The 15,543-nt window shown below is 71.7% G+C and carries 13 protein-coding genes; 6 read left to right on the top strand and 7 right to left on the bottom strand.

The window, feature by feature from the left end; translation table 11 throughout:
* Positions 1–435: 435 nt before the first annotated feature.
* On the bottom strand, positions 436–1,092 hold the full coding sequence (locus RFN52_RS09625) for an MBL fold metallo-hydrolase (RefSeq protein WP_184845075.1): 657 nt from the start codon (positions 1,090–1,092) through the stop codon (positions 436–438).
* A 10-nt stretch (positions 1,093–1,102) separates the two neighbouring features.
* A complete protein-coding gene (locus tag RFN52_RS09620; protein ID WP_184845073.1) occupies positions 1,103–1,795 on the bottom strand; it encodes a maleylpyruvate isomerase family mycothiol-dependent enzyme in 693 nt (230 codons plus the stop codon).
* A gap of 222 nt (positions 1,796–2,017) precedes the next feature.
* Between RFN52_RS09620 and uvrA the strand changes: the two genes are divergently transcribed.
* On the top strand, positions 2,018–5,074 hold the full coding sequence (gene uvrA / locus RFN52_RS09615; protein WP_184845071.1) for an excinuclease ABC subunit UvrA: 3,057 nt from the start codon (positions 2,018–2,020) through the stop codon (positions 5,072–5,074).
* Between the two features lie 68 nt (positions 5,075–5,142).
* Here the strand turns inward: uvrA and RFN52_RS09610 are convergent, their stop codons facing one another.
* On the bottom strand, positions 5,143–5,694 hold the full coding sequence (locus RFN52_RS09610) for a YceI family protein (protein ID WP_184845067.1): 552 nt from the start codon (positions 5,692–5,694) through the stop codon (positions 5,143–5,145).
* 102 nt (positions 5,695–5,796) lie between these two features.
* Between RFN52_RS09610 and RFN52_RS09605 the strand changes: the two genes are divergently transcribed.
* The gene (locus RFN52_RS09605; RefSeq protein WP_184845064.1) at positions 5,797–6,666 is read left to right on the top strand and encodes a helix-turn-helix domain-containing protein; all 870 of its coding nucleotides are present in this window, start codon (positions 5,797–5,799) and stop codon (positions 6,664–6,666) included.
* 44 nt (positions 6,667–6,710) lie between these two features.
* Here the strand turns inward: RFN52_RS09605 and RFN52_RS09600 are convergent, their stop codons facing one another.
* The 4 genes from RFN52_RS09600 to RFN52_RS09585 form a co-directional block, all read right to left on the bottom strand.
* Positions 6,711–7,619, bottom strand: coding sequence for a carbohydrate kinase family protein (locus RFN52_RS09600; RefSeq protein ID WP_184845062.1), 909 nt, complete (start codon positions 7,617–7,619; stop codon positions 6,711–6,713).
* A complete protein-coding gene (locus RFN52_RS09595) occupies positions 7,616–8,659 on the bottom strand; it encodes a LacI family DNA-binding transcriptional regulator (protein WP_184845059.1) in 1,044 nt (347 codons plus the stop codon). The genes RFN52_RS09600 and RFN52_RS09595 overlap by 4 nt, the downstream gene beginning before the upstream one ends.
* Before the next feature lie 125 nt (positions 8,660–8,784).
* Positions 8,785–9,732, bottom strand: coding sequence for a hypothetical protein (locus RFN52_RS09590; RefSeq protein ID WP_184845057.1), 948 nt, complete (start codon positions 9,730–9,732; stop codon positions 8,785–8,787).
* Between the two features lie 259 nt (positions 9,733–9,991).
* A complete protein-coding gene (locus RFN52_RS09585) occupies positions 9,992–10,153 on the bottom strand; it encodes a hypothetical protein (RefSeq protein WP_184845054.1) in 162 nt (53 codons plus the stop codon).
* A gap of 254 nt (positions 10,154–10,407) precedes the next feature.
* Here RFN52_RS09585 and uvrC point away from each other — a divergent pair, with 254 nt between their 5' ends.
* From uvrC to whiA, 4 genes are read left to right on the top strand one after another with little or no spacing between them, the layout of a single operon-like run.
* Positions 10,408–12,483, top strand: a complete 2,076-nt coding sequence (gene uvrC, locus RFN52_RS09580) for an excinuclease ABC subunit UvrC (RefSeq protein WP_184845051.1) — start codon at positions 10,408–10,410, stop codon at positions 12,481–12,483.
* The gene (gene rapZ, locus RFN52_RS09575; RefSeq protein WP_184845048.1) at positions 12,480–13,439 is read left to right on the top strand and encodes an RNase adapter RapZ; all 960 of its coding nucleotides are present in this window, start codon (positions 12,480–12,482) and stop codon (positions 13,437–13,439) included. The genes uvrC and rapZ overlap by 4 nt, the downstream gene beginning before the upstream one ends.
* Positions 13,436–14,512, top strand: a complete 1,077-nt coding sequence (locus tag RFN52_RS09570; protein WP_184845046.1) for a gluconeogenesis factor YvcK family protein — start codon at positions 13,436–13,438, stop codon at positions 14,510–14,512. The genes rapZ and RFN52_RS09570 overlap by 4 nt, the downstream gene beginning before the upstream one ends.
* Complete coding sequence (gene whiA, locus RFN52_RS09565; RefSeq protein ID WP_184845043.1) at positions 14,503–15,492, top strand: DNA-binding protein WhiA; 990 nt, start codon at positions 14,503–14,505, stop codon at positions 15,490–15,492. The genes RFN52_RS09570 and whiA overlap by 10 nt, the downstream gene beginning before the upstream one ends.
* The last annotated feature ends 51 nt before the right edge of the window (positions 15,493–15,543 follow it).

Raw genomic sequence — 15,543 nt, 5'->3', positions numbered from 1 at the left:
GCGGCCGTGTTGGCATGTGCCGGGGCCGCCGGCCGAGGGCGGGGAACGACAGGCCGGCGGCCCATCCGCCCAGGAGCCGTCATCCTGCGCGGGGCTGCTATCAGTTGACTGCGCAACTAGCTTCGAGGGGAGCGCGCGTACGACACCGGCGTGTGCAAACGATTCACACGGGGCGCGTGCGCGGCTCACGGCTCAACGCGACGGCGCCCACAGCTCAACGCGACGGCGCCCACGGCTCAACGCGACGGCGCCCACGGCTCAACGCGACGGCGCTCACCGCTCAAGGTGACGGCGTCCCGCGCACTACGCGACGTCGCTCCGGGCACCACGCGACAGCCCCCCCGCACCACCCGACGCCCCGCGCAGCCCTTCACCACCCACGCACCCCTTCGGCACCGGCGCAGCCACCACCCGCTCACCGCGCCGCGCGCATGCTCACCACCCGCGCGCGTGCCACTCCGGCAGGTGCGGGCGCTCCGCGCCCAGGCTCGTGTCGTTGCCGTGCCCCGGGTAGACCCAGGTCTCGTCCGGGAGGGCGTCGAAAATCTTGGTCTCGACGTCGTGCAGGAGGCTGGCGAACGCCTTCGGGTCATCGTGGGTGTTGCCCACGCCGCCCGGGAACAGGCAGTCCCCGGTGAACACATGCGGATGCCCGTGCGGGTCGTCGTAGACGAGGGCGATCGACCCCGGCGTGTGCCCGACGAGGTGGCGCGCGGTGAGTTCCACGCGCCCTACTCGGATGGTGTCGCCGTCGTCGACCGGCACGTCGGTCCGGACGGGGATGCCCTCGGCGTCCTCCCGGCCCGCGTAGGTGCGGGCGCCGGTGGCCGCCGCCACCTCGGCGAGCGCCTGCCAGTGGTCGCCGTGCCGGTGGGTGGTCACGACGGACGCGATGCCGTCGCCGCCGATCATGCCGAGCAGTGTGTCCGCCTCGTTGGCGGCGTCGATCAGCAACTGCTCGTCCGTGGCCCGGCAGCGCAGCAGATAGGCGTTGTTGTTCATCGGACCCACCGCGATCTTGGTGATCATCAGGTCCTTGAGCTCGTGCACATCGGCCGGTCCGCCGACCGTCACCTCTCCGCTGTACGTCATGTCCGCCAGCCTATAGCGGCGGCAGCGCCGGAAGCGGGCCGCCGGCCGAGGTCAGCGCGGATCCGTCGCGGCGGCCGGCGAGCCAGCCCAGCAGGTCGGCCGGGGGACCCGTGACCGTCACCTCGGGCCCCTGCCCGCCCGGCTTCCGTCCGGTGCTCCACGCGCGCGTGCCGTCCGTGACGCGGGTGGCCGGTACGTCGGGGTGTCCGGCGAACCGGTCGGCCAGGAAGTCGATCTCCCGCTCGGTGAACTCCGCCGGCAGGTCCTCCAGCTCGTAACCGATGCCCAGGTCCACGTGGTGCAGCTCCACCTCCACCCACCTCCGGAACGGCACCCGGGACGCGGAGTCCGTGACCCCGTTGCGCAGCTCCACCGTGCGAGACCAGTCCGCGGGAGCGGCCCCGGACTCCTGGAAGCGGGCCGCGCTCTCACGAAGGTCGGCGAGCTGGACGTCGAGGGCGCGGGGGGCGTCCCGCTCGATGTCGGTGTCCCGGGCCTCGCCGGAGACGTACATGGGACGCCCTTCGAGCACGTTCACCAGGGCGTCCGCATTGCGCGCCAGGTGGGCCAGGACATGGCCACGGCTCCAGCCGGGCAGCCGTGACGGGTGGGTCACAGAGGCGTTGTCCAGTTTGCCGACTGCGGTCAGCAGCCGTTCCGTCGCGTCACGTACAGACGCCAGGTCATGAGCGTGATCAATCATGGTGCTGACCTTAGCTCCGCCACTCCTTCGGGTGAAGGTGGTGAAGCAGTGCCGTAAATCGAAAGCACGTGCTATATGGTCGGACGTGGCGTCGGGCATGCTGGAGAGCCGGGGTTTGTTGGCAACCCGTGAATCCGACCGGCGTTGTCAGTGGCTCCCCCTAGTCTGAGAAAGACGGGGGCCCCGCCCCTGTCACTTCTCTCAAGAAAGGTGCGGACCGGCGTGGCCGACCGTCTCATCGTTCGTGGAGCGCGCGAGCACAACCTCAAGAACGTCTCGCTCGACCTCCCGCGCGACTCGCTCATCGTCTTCACGGGCCTGTCGGGGTCGGGCAAGTCCTCGCTGGCCTTCGACACCATCTTCGCGGAGGGGCAGCGGCGCTACGTGGAGTCCCTCTCCTCGTACGCCCGGCAGTTCCTCGGCCAGATGGACAAGCCGGACGTCGACTTCATCGAGGGCCTCTCCCCGGCCGTCTCCATCGACCAGAAGTCGACCTCGCGCAACCCGCGCTCCACGGTCGGCACCATCACCGAGGTCTACGACTACCTGCGTCTGCTCTTCGCGCGCATCGGCAAGCCGCACTGCCCCGAGTGCAGCCGCCCGATCTCGCGCCAGTCGCCGCAGGCCATCGTCGACAGGGTCCTGGAGCTGCCGGAGGGCAGCCGCTTCCAGGTGCTGTCGCCGCTGGTGCGCGAGCGCAAGGGCGAGTTCGTCGATCTCTTCTCCGACCTCCAGACCAAGGGCTACTCCCGCGCGCGCGTGGACGGCGAGACGATCCAGCTGTCGAACCCGCCCACGCTGAAGAAGCAGGAGAAGCACACCATCGAGGTGGTCGTCGACCGCCTCACGGTCAAGGACGGCGCCAAGCGCCGCCTCACCGACTCCGTCGAGACCGCCCTCGGCCTGTCCGGCGGCATGGTCGTGCTCGACTTCGTCGACCTCCCCGAGGACGACCCCGAGCGCGAGCGCATGTACTCGGAGCATCTGTACTGCCCGTACGACGACCTGTCCTTCGAGGAGCTGGAGCCCCGCTCCTTCTCCTTCAACTCGCCCTTCGGCGCCTGCCCGGACTGCACCGGCATCGGCACGCGCATGGAGGTCGACCCGGAGCTGATCGTCCCGGACCCGGACAAGAGCCTCGACGAGGGTGCCATCCACCCCTGGTCGCACGGCCACACCAAGGACTACTTCGGCCGTCTGATCGGCGCCCTCGCCGACGCGCTGGGCTTCCGTACGGACATCCCCTTCGGCGGCCTGCCGCAGCGCGCCAAGAAGGCCCTGCTCCACGGCCACAAGACCCAGGTCGAGGTCCGCTACCGCAACCGCTACGGCCGTGAGCGCCGCTACACCACGGCCTTCGAGGGCGCCGTCCCCTTCGTCAAGCGCCGGCACAGCGAAGCCGAGAGCGACTCCAGCCGTGAGCGCTTCGAGGGCTACATGCGCGAGGTGCCCTGCCCGACCTGCTCGGGTACGCGCCTGAAGCCGATCGTCCTCGCGGTCACGATCATGGACAAGTCCATCGCCGAGGTCTCCGCGATGTCGATCAGCGACTGCGCGGACTTCCTGGGCGAGCTGAAGCTCACCGCTCGCGACAAGAAGATCGCCGAGCGCGTGCTCAAGGAGGTCAACGAGCGGCTGCGGTTCCTGGTCGACGTCGGCCTGGACTACCTCTCGCTGAACCGCGCGGCCGGGACCCTGTCCGGTGGCGAGGCCCAGCGCATCCGTCTGGCCACCCAGATCGGCTCCGGCCTCGTCGGCGTCCTGTACGTCCTCGACGAGCCGTCCATCGGTCTGCACCAGCGCGACAACCACCGGCTGATCGAGACCCTGGTCCGGCTGCGCGACATGGGCAACACGCTCATCGTCGTCGAGCACGACGAGGACACGATCAAGATGGCCGACTGGGTCGTCGACATCGGGCCCGGCGCCGGTGAGCACGGCGGCAAGGTCGTGCACAGCGGCTCCCTGAAGGAGCTGCTCGCCAACGCCGAGTCGCAGACCGGTCAGTACCTGTCCGGCAAGAAGGCCATCCCGCTGCCCGAGATCCGCCGCCCGCTGGACCCCTCCCGGCAGCTCACGGTGCACGGCGCCCGGGAGAACAACCTCCAGGACATCGACGTCTCGTTCCCCCTGGGTGTGTTCACCGCCGTCACCGGCGTCTCCGGCTCCGGCAAGTCGACGCTGGTCAACGACATCCTCTACACGCACCTGGCCCGCGAGCTGAACGGCGCCCGGAGCGTGCCCGGGCGGCACACGCGCGTGGACGGCGACGACCTCGTCGACAAGGTCGTGCACGTGGACCAGTCGCCCATCGGCCGCACCCCACGTTCCAACCCGGCCACGTACACCGGCGTCTTCGACCACATCCGCAAGCTGTTCGCCGAGACCACCGAGGCGAAGGTCCGCGGCTACCTGCCCGGCCGCTTCTCCTTCAACGTCAAGGGCGGCCGCTGCGAGAACTGCTCGGGCGACGGCACGATCAAGATCGAGATGAACTTCCTCCCGGACGTCTACGTCCCGTGCGAGGTCTGCCACGGCGCCCGGTACAACCGGGAGACCCTGGAGGTCCACTACAAGGGCAAGTCCATCGCCGAGGTCCTGAACATGCCGATCGAGGAGGCCACGGCGTTCTTCGAGGCGGTCCCCGCGATCGCCCGGCACCTCAACACGCTGAAGGACGTCGGCCTCGGCTACGTCCGCCTCGGCCAGGCCGCGACCACCCTCTCCGGCGGCGAGGCGCAGCGCGTCAAGCTCGCCAGCGAACTGCAGAAGCGCTCCACCGGCCGCACCGTCTACGTCTTGGACGAGCCGACCACCGGTCTGCACTTCGAGGACATCAGCAAGCTGCTGACGGTCCTGTCCGGACTGGTCGACAAGGGCAACACGGTCATCGTCATCGAGCACAACCTCGACGTGATCAAGACCGCCGACTGGGTCGTCGACATGGGCCCCGAGGGCGGCGCCGGCGGTGGCCTGGTCGTCGCCGAGGGCACACCCGAGCAGGTGGCCGGGGTCCCGGCCAGCCACACCGGCAAGTTCCTGCGGGAGATCCTCGGCGCCGACCGCATCAGTGACGCGTCCTCGGTGAAGGCGCCACGCAAGACGGCGGCCCGCAAGACGACCGCCCGCAAGACGGCGGCGGCCAAGACGGTCGCTGCCCATACGGCATCGACCCGCACGACCGCCACCAAGACGGTCAACAGCACGGCCGCCAAGAAGACGGCGGCCAAGACCACCAAGGCCGCTGCGAAGAAGACGACCCGGACCAGCAAGGGCTGAGGTCTCCCGCTCCACGCGCCGTGCCCCACAGGCAACGTCCTGTGGGGCACGGCGCGTTCGGTGTGCGGTCAGGCGCTCTTCGGCTCCACGAACTGCATGTCGAGCTGGATCTTGACCACTTCGCCGAGCAGGCCAGGGGCGAAGTCCAGCCCGAATTCACCGCGCCGGATCTCGCCCGTCGCCTCGAACCCGGCGTGCCGGCTGCCGTCCATGGGCACGTCGACCAGCCCGCCGAACTCCACGGCGAGCGACACCGGGCGGGTCACGTCGCCGATGGTCAGCTCGCCCTCCATGGTCCAGTCCTCACCCGCGCCCGACACCCTCGTCGAGCGGTACGTCATCGTGGGGCGCTTCTCCACGTTCAGCAGGTCGGAGGCCCGCACATGCGCGTCCCGGTCGGCGTTGCCGGTGTTGACCGAGGCCAGGTCGACGGTCGCGGAGACACGCACGTCCTCGATCCGCTCACCGACGAACAGTTCGGCCTCCAGCCGCTCGAAGCGCCCCCGCACCTTGGCGATGCCCAGGTGCCGGATGGTGAAGTTCACGGAGGAGTGGAACGGGTCGAGGGCCCACTGACCGGAGGCCAGCGGCAGGGCGGTGATGGCGGTGTCATTCGTCATGCCCTCCACCCTGAGGGCCGCGCGGCCCAGAAGGGAGACCGGCCGGAGCCTGGTAGTGACGGGGCCACCCTCCGTGCCCCCAGGCGCTGTACGTTCGTTCGGGTGAGCGACAACGAGTTGGGCACGTTCCTGCGCACCTGGCGCGAAGCCGTCACCCCGGCCGAGGCGGGCCTGCCCACAGGCCCCCGGCGCCGCACCCCGGGCCTGAGACGTGCCGAACTGGCCACGCTCGCCGGTGTCAGCGTCGAGTACCTCACCCGGCTGGAACAGGGCCGCGACCGCAATCCGTCCGCCCAGGTGCTCGGCGCCCTGGCCGACGCCCTGAACCTCTCCCTCACCGACCGGATGCTGCTGCGCCGCCTGACCAAGGAGGCGGACGGCGGCGACCCCCTGGTCTGCGCGGCGGCCCCGTCACTCAGCCGCGCGGCGCGCCCCACCGTACGGGCCGTGCTGGACCGCCTGGAGCCGGCTCCCGCACTGGTGATCAACTGGATCGGTGACGTCCTCGCCCACACCGCCGGGTACGAACGGCTGGCCCGCCCCCTCGGCATGCTGGACGACGAGCGGCCCAATCTGCTCCGGTACCTGTTCACCGACGAGCGGGCGCGCAGCGCCTACCGCGACTGGGACCGGGTGGCCGACGACCTCGTCGCCCGGCTCCGGCACGGCGTCCCCCTGAGGGATCCGTACCTCGCCGAGCTGGCCGACGAGCTGACCGTGACGGCGGGCGCGGACTTCACCGACCGGTTCGCCGATCTGACCGTGACACCCCGGCGGACGGGCTCCCAGCACATCGAGCACCCGGAGGCCGGTTCCCTGCGGCTGCTGCAGGAGACGCTCGCGCTTCCCGACGAGGGGCAGCGGCTCGTCATCCACCTGCCCGCGGACGACGCCACGGCCGCCGCCCTGGACCGGCTCAACGGCCGCCGCCCCGGCGCCCTGCGCGCGGTGGCGATGGGGGAGACCGGCTGAAAGCAACCCGCCCGTCCGCAGCCGCCCGGAAGGGCAGCCCGGCGTCAGCCCTCCAGCTCGTGGGCGTACGGCGGCTCCGCCCCGGCCCGCGAGCAGGTGATCGCCGCCGCGCGGGCCGCGAAGCCCAGCAGTTCCGTCCAGCCGCCGGGGCCCAGTTCGGCCAGCGCCCGGGCGCTGAGGGCGTCGCGTACGGCGAGCCCGTGCAGCAGGGCCGCGTTGACCGTGTCGCCCGCGCCGATCGTGTCCACGACCTCCACGCGCTCGCCTGGTACCGCGTACTCGCCGCCGTCGGCGGTGTAGGCGGTCAGCCCCTCGCCGCCCCGGGTGATCACCACCGCCGCCGGACCGGCCGTCAGCCACTCCCGGGGCGTTCCCCCGAGCCACTCGGCGTCCTCGGCGGACAGCTTCAGCAGCGACACCGACGGCAGCCAGCTCTTGAACCGCGCCCGGTAGGCGTCCGCGTCGGGGATCAGCCCCGCTCTGATGTTCGGGTCCAGCGCCGTGAACACGCCCTGCGCGGCCGCCCTCCGCATCAGCTCCTCGTACGCGCTCGCCCCCGGCTCCAGCACCAGCGAGCAGGTGCCGAAAGACACCGCGCGGGTGCCGGAGGGCAGCGCGGCGGGCGCTTCGAACAGCCGGTCCGCAGTGCCGTCGACGTAGAAGGAGTACGCCGCCGAGCCGTCCGCGCCGACCGTGGCGACGGCGAGGGTCGTCGGCTCGGTGCCCCGCTGCACCGAGGACACGCCGACCCCGGTTTCGCGCAGCCGGTCCAGCAGTGCCTCTCCGAAGGCGTCGGACGACACCCGGGAGCAGAAGGCGGCCGGGGAGCCGAGGCGGCCCAGCGCCACGGCCGTGTTGTACGGGCCGCCGCCGAGCGCCGGCTGCAGGGCCGCCAGGGCACCCGTGCCCTGCGGTACCAGGTCGATCAGGGCTTCACCGGCGACGACGATCACGACGGGGTTCCTTCCTCGGACGGGCTGGGACAGCCGCACGACGTGCGGTGGACGAAGGCACAGGGCAGGCGCACGGTCCGGGCGGGCCGGTCCGGCTCGGCGAGCCGCTCCAGGAGCACGTGGACGGCCCGGGCGCCGATGTCCCTGCCGGGCTGCGCGATCGCGGTGAGACGGGGCGAGAACAGGTCCGCCCAGGCGAAATCGTCGAAGCAGCACAGGGCGATGTCGTCCGGCACGGACAGGCCGTGCGCGCCCAGGGCACGCAGCACCCCGATGGTCATGGCGTTGTTGCCGGTGACCAGCGCGGTGGGCGGCTCGCCCAGGGACAGCAGGGCCTCGGTGGCCTGCTCGGCACCGGCGGACTCCGAATCGCCGTGCACCAGCAGCCGCCCGTCGTACGCCAGCCCCGCGAACGCGAGACCGCTGCGGTAGCCGGAGATCCGCTCGCTCGTGGTGCTGAGCCCCGGCCGCCCCGCCACCAGTCCGATCCGGCGGTGCCCGAGCCCGGCGAGATGGGTGACCAGCCGGGACGTCGGATCGGCGTTGTCGGCGCACACCTGGTCGAAGCGCGGACCGCCGTCGGTCCCGGCCCCGTCCACCAGCCGGTCCAGGAACACGGCCGGTACGTCGTGCCGCCCCAGATAGGCGAGCAGCCCGTGCGGATCGGCCGAGGGCGCGACGATCACGCCGTCCACCCGGCGTTCGTGCAGCAGCTGGACGACCTTGCGCTCGTGCTCCGGGTCGTCGTGCGGATCGGCGATCAGCAGGCTGTAGCCGGCCTCCAGCGCGGCGGCCTCGACGCCCTGGAGGATCTCCGTGAAGTACGGGTTGCTGATCGCCGAGACCGCCAGTCCGATGGACCGGGTGCGGGCCGTCACCAGGGAACGGGCCAGTGTGTTCGTGGTGTAGCCGAGCTCCTCCACGGCGTCCAGGACCGCCTGGCGGGTGTGCGGCAGCACCGGCCGGGTGCCGTTGAGCACGTGCGAGACCGTCGCCACGGAGACACCGGCGCTCCGCGCGACGTCGGCCATGGTCGCCATGGGCGTTCCCTCCTCCGCTTACGGCGGGGAAGGTATCGCATAAAGCGCCGGACGTAAACGTTTGCGCAATCGCTTACGTGCTACCGAGCGGCAAGGACGGAGGTCCCTGCGGGCCCGTTCTTCCGCTACTCCCAGTCCCACCCGATTCCCAGGAACCCCGCCCGCACCCGCGGCTCGACCAGATGGACCGACCGGTGCCGGCCGCTCAGCGCCAGGTCCTGGCAGCCGCTGCGGGGCGCCGCCGCCGAATGCTGGGCGAAGCGGTGGCAGCGCGCCGGCAGGGCCGCCGCGTCGAAGCACACCTGGAGGGCGTACTGGCCGCCGGGGGAGTCGAAGCCGCGCACGTACTCGTGGGACGCCTCCGCCGTGCCGTCCTCGACGCCGTAGCGGAACAGGAAGGTGTCCCCGGCCCGCAGCCGGGTGTCGAAGAGCAGCTCGGCCGCGAGCACTCCCGTGTCGCGGTGCCAACGGACTCGTCCGGTACGGCAGTTCTCCAGCGCGTGCACCCGCATGCGCTCGGGCACGGCTCCCCGGTCGCCGTGGTGCACGGCCACGAAGCGGTCGATGCCGTCCCGGTGGGCGCGCACGATGTGGTGCGACTCGCGCTCCGCCAGCTCGCGCCGCGCCCCGATCCGGAGCCGTTCGTGGTGGCCGAGAGAGTGCAGACCGCCGTCCGGCGGGCAGTCCAGCTCGGCCAGCAACTGGTCCAGCACACCGGAGGCCTCGACGAGGGAGCGGTAGGAGCGGGCGGCGGGCCGCAGCCCGGACGGTCCCTCTCCGGAGTCGGCGAGCAGCCGGATCAGGGACTCCTCGGGAAGCTCCAGGATCTCCTCCAGCGCGCGGACGGCCCGCAGCGACTCGGGGCGCTGCGGACGCCTGGCTCCCTGCTGCCAGTAGCTCAGGCTCGTGACGCCGACCTTCACCCCGCGGCGGGACAGATGGTGCTGAACGCGCTGCAGCGGCAGCCCGCGGGCGGCGATCGCGGCCCGCAGGGCGACGTGGAAGGGGCCGCCCCGCAGGGCCGAGTCCAGTTCCGCGGTGGCGACGTCCGCGTGCTGTGGGGCGTACGGCATGCAGGGGCCTCTCTGTGAGTCGGCGACGGCTGGTCAGACCGTCCGCGCGGGCCGCCCGGGTGCCGTCCCGCCGGCGCGGGGCAGGTCTTCACATGCGTACGCCGTCGTTCAGGCCCCGAGTTCCCCCGCATTGAAGCGTGTTGACCTGGTCCCGACAACACCTGATGCCGGACAGTGACGTGCGCGCACCCGCCGACGCCGTCCGGACATGCGGACGCCCGGGGCGTGCGCCCCGGGCGTCCGCATTCGAGGCGTGCTTCTAGGAGCGGTCGCTTCCGCCCTGTTCCCGGAGGGCCAGGCGCTTCGCGCGCGTGATGTCGGGATCGCGCGGGTCCAGGGCGTCGCGCAGTGCCAACGGCTCGTCCGTGTACCGGCGGGCACGGACCGTCCGCCGGGTTTTCTCGATCCGCATCTGCTTCATGTGCGCAGCCCTCCGACCCGTGGCCCGCCCGCTCCGCACCGGGAACGACGGTCCGCACCGACAACCTGTGCCTGCACCGGGACGGACTCCGTCCGCCGGACGTCGCCGTGTCCCGTGGGTGAGCCCCATTCCCGCTCCCGGGGGGCCGTAACCCCGGGGCGGGACATGCCGTTGGAAACTGCCCTGCCGCCGAGGCCCTGATCGTGTCCCTCGGCCGCGCCGGACTGTCGGTGCTCGCCAGTAGGGTGTGAGACATGGCCGACCCCTCCAGCTACCGCCCCAAACCGGGTGAGATCCCCGACTCGCCGGGGGTCTACAGGTTCCGTGACGAGCACCGCCGGGTGATCTACGTCGGAAAGGCGAAAAGCCTGCGCCAGCGCCTGGCGAACTACTTCCAGGACCTGGCGGGCCTGCACCCGCGCACCCGCTCCATGGTCACCACGGCAGCGTCCGTGGAGTGGACGGTCGTGTCCACGGAGGTCGAGGCGCTCCAGCTGGAGTACTCGTGGATCAAGGAGTACGATCCCCGGTTCAACGTCAAGTACCGCGACGACAAGAGCTACCCGTACCTCGCGGTGACGATGAACGAGGAGTACCCGCGCGTGCAGGTGATGCGCGGTCACAAGAAGAAGGGCGTCCGCTACTTCGGGCCGTACGCGCACGCGTGGGCGATCCGTGACACGGTCGACCTGCTGCTGCGCGTCTTCCCCGTGCGCACGTGCTCGGCCGGCGTCTTCAAGAACGCCGCCCGCACCGGCCGCCCCTGTCTCCTCGGCTACATCGGCAAGTGCTCGGCGCCCTGCGTCGACCGGGTCTCCGCAGAGGAGCACCGCGAACTGGCCGAGGAGTTCTGCGACTTCATGACCGGCCGGACGAACACCTACATCCGCCGCCTGGAGAAGCAGATGGCGGAAGCGGCCGACGACATGGAGTACGAGCGGGCGGCCCGGCTGCGCGACGACATCGGCGCCCTGAAGAAGGCCATGGAGAAGAGCGCGGTCGTGCTCGCCGACGCGACCGACGCCGACCTGATCGCGGTCGCCGAGGACGAGCTGGAGGCGGCCGTCCAGATCTTCCACGTGCGCGGCGGACGCGTGCGCGGCCAGCGCGGCTGGGTCACCGACAAAGTGGAGGAGATCACCACCGGCGCCCTCGTCGAGCACGCCCTGCAGCAGCTGTACGGGGAGGAGACGGGCGATGCCGTCCCCAAGGAGGTCCTGGTCCCGGCCCTGCCCGACCCCGTCGAGCCGGTCCAGGAGTGGCTGGCCGGGCGGCGCGGCTCCGGCGTCTCCTTGCGCATCCCGCAGCGCGGCGACAAGAAGGCCCTCATGGAGACCGTGCAGCGCAACGCCCAGCAGGCGCTCGTGCTGCACAAGACCAAGCGCGCCTCCGACCTGACCACGCGCTCGCGTGCCCTGGAGGAGATCGCCGACGCGCTCGACCTGGACAGCGCCCCGCTCCGGATCGAGTGCTATGACATCTCCCACCTCCAGGGCGACGACGTCGTGGCCTCCATGGTCGTCTTCGAGGACGGGCTCGCCCGCAAGAGCGAGTACCGCCGCTTCCAGATCAAGGGCTTCGCCGGGCAGGACGACGTCCGCTCGATGCACGAGGTGATCACCCGCCGCTTCCGGCGCTATCTCGCCGAGAAGGAGAAGACGGGCGAGTGGACCGACGGGGAGAGCGCCGAGGCCCTTGAGATCGACAGGCACGGCGAGATCGTCGGGACCGGCCCCACCGAGGACGACGGCCGCCCGAAGAAGTTCGCCTACCCGCCCCAGCTCGTGGTCGTCGACGGCGGCGCCCCGCAGGTCGCGGCCGCCCGGCGCGCCATGGACGAGCTCGGCATCGACGACATCGCCGTGTGCGGCCTCGCCAAGCGCCTGGAGGAGGTCTGGCTGCCCGGCGACGACGACCCGGTGGTCCTGCCCCGCACCAGCGAAGGGCTGTACCTGCTCCAGCGCGTCCGTGACGAGGCCCACAGGTTCGCGATCAGCTACCAGCGCACCAAGCGGTCCAAGCGCTTCCGCTCCAGCCCCCTGGACGACGTCCCCGGCCTCGGGGACACCCGCAAGCAGGCACTTCTGAAGCACTTCGGTTCGTTGAAGAAACTGCGGTCCGCCACCATCGACCAGATCTGCGAAGTTCCCGGCATAGGCCGCAAGACGGCCGAGACGATCGCCGTGGCCCTCGCCGGCTCGGCCCCGGCCGCACCCGCCGTCAACACGGCGACTGGAGAGATCATGGAGGAGGAACCCGGCACCATGGGTTCCAGTGGGGAACCCGTGACGACGGGAGCCCCGGACGAACGACGGGGGCAGGAGACATGAATGTGAACGAGCACGACAGCCGCACAGAGCACGCCGGAGACGGAGCACAGGTGAGTACGGGCACACCCAACGAGAAGACCCCGGTCCCGGACGCGGCCATCCCCGAGCTGGTGATCATCTCCGGCATGTCCGGAGCCGGGCGCTCCACGGCGGCGAAGTGCCTGGAGGACCTCGGCTGGTTCGTCGTCGACAACCTGCCGCCCGCGCTGATCCCCACCATGGTGGAGCTCGGCGCCCGCTCCCAGGGCAACGTGGCGCGGATCGCCGTCGTCGTCGACGTCCGCGGCCGCCGCTTCTTCGACAACCTCCGCGAGTCCCTCGCCGACCTGGAGGCGAAGAACGTCACGCGGCGGATCGTCTTCCTGGAGTCCTCCGACGAGGCCCTGGTCCGCCGCTTCGAGTCGGTGCGCCGCCCGCATCCTCTGCAGGGCGACGGCCGCATCGTCGACGGCATCGCCGCTGAACGCGAGCTGCTGCGCGAGCTGCGCGGCGACGCCGACCTGGTGATCGACACCTCCAGCCTCAACGTGCACGAGCTGCGCGCCAAGATGGACGCCCAGTTCGCCGGCGAGGAGGAGCCGGAGCTGCGGGCCACGGTCATGTCGTTCGGCTACAAGTACGGCCTGCCGGTCGACGCCGACCTCGTCGTCGACTGCCGCTTCCTGCCGAACCCGCACTGGGTCCCGGAGCTGCGCCCGTACACCGGCCTCAACGACGAGGTCTCCGGGTACGTCTTCAACCAGCCCGGCGCCAAGGAGTTCCTGGACCGCTACACGGAGCTCCTCCAGCTCGTCGCCACCGGCTACCGCCGCGAGGGCAAGCGCTACGTGACCATCGCCGTGGGCTGCACGGGCGGCAAGCACCGCTCGGTCGCCATGTCCGAGAAGCTCGCCGCCCGGCTCGCCGCCGAGGGCGTGGAGACGGTGGTCGTACACCGGGACATGGGACGCGAATGACACCACGTACACCGCGGCTGAGCCGGCTGCGCCGGGTGGTGCCCGAGGGCAACGGCGGAAAGGGCGGCCGGCCCGCCGAGGCCCGGGGCGGCAGAGCGCGCCGCCGCGGCACCCAGCCCAAGGTCGTCGCCCTCGGCGGCGGCATGGGCCTGTCCGCCTCGCTCGCCGCGCTGCGCCGGATCACCGGCGACCTCACCGCCGTCGTCACCGTGGCCGACGACGGCGGCTCCAGCGGGCGCCTGCGCGACGAGCTCGGCGTGCTGCCGCCCGGCGACCTGCGCAAGGCGCTGGCCGCGCTGTGCGGTGACGACGACTGGGGCCAGACCTGGGCCCGGGTCATCCAGCACCGCTTCCAGTCCCAGGGCGACCTGCACGAGCACGCGGTCGGCAACCTGCTGATCGTCGCCCTGTGGGAGCAGCTCGGCGACCACGTGCAGGCCCTCGACCTGGTCGGACGGCTGCTGGGCGCCCAGGGGCGCGTGCTGCCGATGTCCGCCGTGCCGCTGGAGCTTCAGGCCCTGGTCAAGGGCCACGACCCGGCGCGCCCGGAGGAGGTCGACACGGTCCGCGGCCAGGCGACCGTCGCCCTCACCCCGGGCGAGGTGCAGTCCGTGCACCTCGTGCCGAACGACCCGCCGGCGGTGCCCGAGGCGGTCGAGGCCGTCCTGGACGCGGACTGGGTGGTGCTCGGCCCCGGCTCCTGGTTCTCCTCGGTCATCCCGCACCTGCTCGTGCCCGAGCTGCTGGACGCGCTCAGCCAGACGAAGGCCCGCCGGGTACTCTCCCTGAACCTCGCGCCGCAGCCCGGAGAAACCGACGGCTTCTCCCCGCAGCGTCATTTGGAGGTTTTGGGACGACACGCCCCTAAACTCGCCCTGGACGTGGTGCTGGCCGACGAGGCCGCCGTGCCCGACCGCGACTTGCTGACCGATGCCGCCAAGCGGTTCGGGGCCGCGGTCGAGCTGGCGCCGGTGGCCAGACCCGACGGAACCCCGAGGCACGACCCGGAGCTGTTGGCCGCCGCGTACGACCGTATTTTTCGGATGCATGGAAGGATCGGCCCATGGCGATGACGGCAGCGGTGAAGGACGAGATCTCCCGGCTCCCCGTCACCCGGACCTGCTGCAGAAAGGCGGAGGTTTCCGCCATCCTGCGGTTCGCCGGCGGCCTCCACCTGGTGAGCGGTCGGATCGTGATCGAGGCGGAGCTGGACACGGCGATGGCGGCCCGCCGCCTCAAGCGGGACATCTTGGAGATCTTCGGCCACAGCTCCGAACTGATCGTGATGGCTCCGGGCGGGCTGCGCCGCGGCTCGCGCTACGTCGTGCGGGTGGTGGCGGGCGGCGACCAGCTCGCGCGCCAGACCGGCCTGGTCGACGGGCGGGGCCGCCCGATCCGCGGCCTGCCGCCGCAGGTGGTCTCGGGGGCCACCTGCGACGCCGAGGCCGCCTGGCGTGGCGCGTTCCTGGCGCACGGCTCGCTCACCGAGCCCGGCCGCTCCTCCTCCCTGGAGGTGACCTGCCCGGGTCCCGAGGCCGCGCTCGCCCTGGTCGGCGCCGCCCGGCGCCTCCAGATCCCTGCGAAGGCCCGCGAGGTACGCGGCGTGGACCGGGTCGTCGTCCGGGACGGTGACGCGATCGGCGCCCTGCTGACCCGCCTCGGCGCGCACGAGTCGGTGCTGGCCTGGGAGGAGCGCCGGATGCGCCGCGAGGTGCGTGCCACGGCGAACCGGCTCGCCAATTTCGACGACGCCAACCTGCGCCGCTCGGCCCGCGCGGCCGTCGCCGCCGGGGCCCGGGTGCAGCGCGCCCTGGAGATCCTCGCCGACGACGTGCCCGAGCACCTCGCCGCGGCCGGTCGGCTGCGTATGGAGCACAAGCAGGCCTCCCTGGAGGAGCTGGGCGCGCTCGCCGACCCGCCGCTGACCAAGGACGCGGTCGCCGGCCGGATCCGCCGCCTGCTGGCCATGGCCGACAAGCGCGCCTCCGACCTCGGCATCCCGGGCACGGAGGCCAACCTCAGCGAGGAGCTGGCCGACAACCTGGTGGGCTGATCCCACACGACGTCAAGAAGCCGGTGCCGGCGCCCATTTGGGTGACAGGCA

This window comes from Streptomyces collinus (genome assembly GCF_031348265.1).
Taxonomy (GTDB): Bacteria; Actinomycetota; Actinomycetes; order Streptomycetales; family Streptomycetaceae; genus Streptomyces; species Streptomyces collinus.
The sequence above is the reverse complement of the archived record's forward strand: the minus strand, read 5'-3'. Positions and strand labels throughout refer to the sequence as shown.

Bases quoted from the DNA above. Each gene is read 5' to 3' on its own strand.
- RFN52_RS09585 (WP_184845054.1), bottom strand. From the start codon at position 10,153: ATGAAGCAGATGCGGATCGAGAAAACCCGGCGGACGGTCCGTGCCCGC.
- RFN52_RS09590 (WP_184845057.1), bottom strand. From the start codon at position 9,732: ATGCCGTACGCCCCACAGCACGCGGACGTCGCCACCGCGGAACTGGAC.
- rapZ (WP_184845048.1), top strand. From the start codon at position 12,480: ATGAATGTGAACGAGCACGACAGCCGCACAGAGCACGCCGGAGACGGA.
- whiA (WP_184845043.1), top strand. From the start codon at position 14,503: ATGGCGATGACGGCAGCGGTGAAGGACGAGATCTCCCGGCTCCCCGTC.
- uvrC (WP_184845051.1), top strand. From the start codon at position 10,408: ATGGCCGACCCCTCCAGCTACCGCCCCAAACCGGGTGAGATCCCCGAC.
- RFN52_RS09620 (WP_184845073.1), bottom strand. From the start codon at position 1,795: ATGATTGATCACGCTCATGACCTGGCGTCTGTACGTGACGCGACGGAA.
- RFN52_RS09610 (WP_184845067.1), bottom strand. From the start codon at position 5,694: ATGACGAATGACACCGCCATCACCGCCCTGCCGCTGGCCTCCGGTCAG.
- RFN52_RS09570 (WP_184845046.1), top strand. From the start codon at position 13,436: ATGACACCACGTACACCGCGGCTGAGCCGGCTGCGCCGGGTGGTGCCC.
- RFN52_RS09595 (WP_184845059.1), bottom strand. From the start codon at position 8,659: ATGGCGACCATGGCCGACGTCGCGCGGAGCGCCGGTGTCTCCGTGGCG.
- RFN52_RS09625 (WP_184845075.1), bottom strand. From the start codon at position 1,092: ATGACGTACAGCGGAGAGGTGACGGTCGGCGGACCGGCCGATGTGCAC.